Consider the following 1,536-nt stretch of genomic DNA (forward strand, 5'->3'; position numbering starts at 1 on the left):
ATTGGCACGGATTGATGGGTGAGGTGGTGTCTGGGGGGTTGTGTTATGGTTTTCAGGTATTGCGCTGTCGGGTTATTCAGCAAGAAGAGGAAGAACGCGGTTCCCGCTTATTGAAAACGGATTTTCACGGATGAAAAGATTGTGGGATGGATGTCGGGAGGTGGGGGAGGAAGAGGTTGCCCACGGATTGGCACGGATTGATGGGTGAGGTGGTGTCTGGGGGGTTGTGTTATGGTTTTCAGGTATTGGGCTGTCGGGTTATTCAGCAAGAAGAGAAAGAGCGCGGTTCCCGCTTGATTGGGGATTGGATTGGGGAGGGATGGCTGGTTTATAGGGCCCACTACAGTTACATATTGAATCGGTGGAATATTACATGATGAAGCATGATGAACGTTTATTTCGGAGAAATGCTTATACTTTGTACATTATAGTGTAACATTCAAAAGCCGACATCATGATAGCCATAAGCACGACAGAGTTACGAAAGAACCTCAGGAAATACCTGAATATGGCCAATACAGAAAGAGTTATTGTACAGTGTGGAAAATCTGAGACTTATGAAATCGTACCGGCAAGAAAAATCAGCGATACGGATAAGTACTTTTCTGATCCGGAAGTGCTTGCTGCAATTGAACGGGGTAGAGAGGATGTAAAGGCAGGACGAGTTACGAGGATTGAAGATCCGGGAGATCCGTGGGCAAGTATTTTGTAGACATTACTGACGAGGCCAAAGAAGAAATCAGGCGTTGGCATAAGGTTGGTGATAAGGCTCTTCTCAAAAAGATCAAACGAATTCTTCTTGAATTATCCGAACATCCGACCACTGGAACAGGCAAGGCTGAGCCTTTACGTGGTGATCTTGCAGGGTATTGGTCAAGAAGACTCAACAAGCAGCATCGAGTGGTTTATGAAATCAACGAAAGTGCTGTGACTGTTATTGTGGTTTCTGTTTTCGGTCATTATGGTGACCGTTAGTTCTGAGAATGGAGTATGGGACGTTGTTATGCAGCTCGACTTGGAATGGAGTATGGGACGTTGTTATGCAGCTCGACTTGTAGGGTGAGAAGGTGAAGAAATGAAGAGATGAGGAGAAGAGGAAGATTTTGGCCCACGGATTTACACGGATTTTCACGGAGGCGGTTGATTTCTACAGGCAAAGCCTGTGCAAATCAATCGCCAATTTGTTTATGGAAGAGGAAGATCGCGGTTCCCGCTGATTGAAATCGGATTGGGGAGGGATTGAAGAGGGGGGATGTTGCCCACGGATTTACACGGATTGGCACGGATTGATGGGTGAGGTGGTGTCTGGGGGGGTAGTGTTATGGTTTTGGGCTTTTGTGGTGTCGGGTTATTCAGCAAGAAGAGGAAGAACGCGGTTCCCGCTGATTGAAATCGGATTTTCACGGATGGAAGATGGGGAGGCAGGAGAGAGGAGACGAGGATTGAAGAGGGGAGGTTGCCCACGGATTTTCACGGATTGGCACGGATTGAAGAGGGCGAGATTGGGTTATGCGCTATGGATTATGCTTTCTTGCC

Annotated in this window: 2 protein-coding genes; both read left to right on the forward strand. The window is 47.2% G+C overall.

Annotation, left to right across the window (positions count from 1 at the left end):
- Positions 1 to 454 precede the first annotated feature (454 nt).
- Positions 455 to 712 carry a type II toxin-antitoxin system Phd/YefM family antitoxin gene (locus K4305_RS03660; protein ID WP_292002855.1) on the forward strand — a complete coding sequence of 86 codons (258 nt, stop codon included), beginning with the start codon at positions 455 to 457 and terminating at the stop codon, positions 710 to 712.
- Complete coding sequence (locus K4305_RS03665; protein ID WP_292002854.1) at positions 694 to 975, forward strand: Txe/YoeB family addiction module toxin; 282 nt, start codon at positions 694 to 696, stop codon at positions 973 to 975. The genes K4305_RS03660 and K4305_RS03665 overlap by 19 nt, the downstream gene beginning before the upstream one ends.
- Positions 976 to 1,536: the final 561 nt, after the last annotated feature.

It is taken from the genome of Chlorobium sp. (genome assembly GCF_036528655.1).
Classification (GTDB): domain Bacteria; phylum Bacteroidota; class Chlorobiia; order Chlorobiales; family Chlorobiaceae; genus Chlorobium.

Coding starts and splice junctions, on each gene's coding strand:
- K4305_RS03660 (WP_292002855.1), top strand. CDS start 455: ATGATAGCCATAAGCACGACAGAGTTACGAAAGAACCTCAGGAAATAC.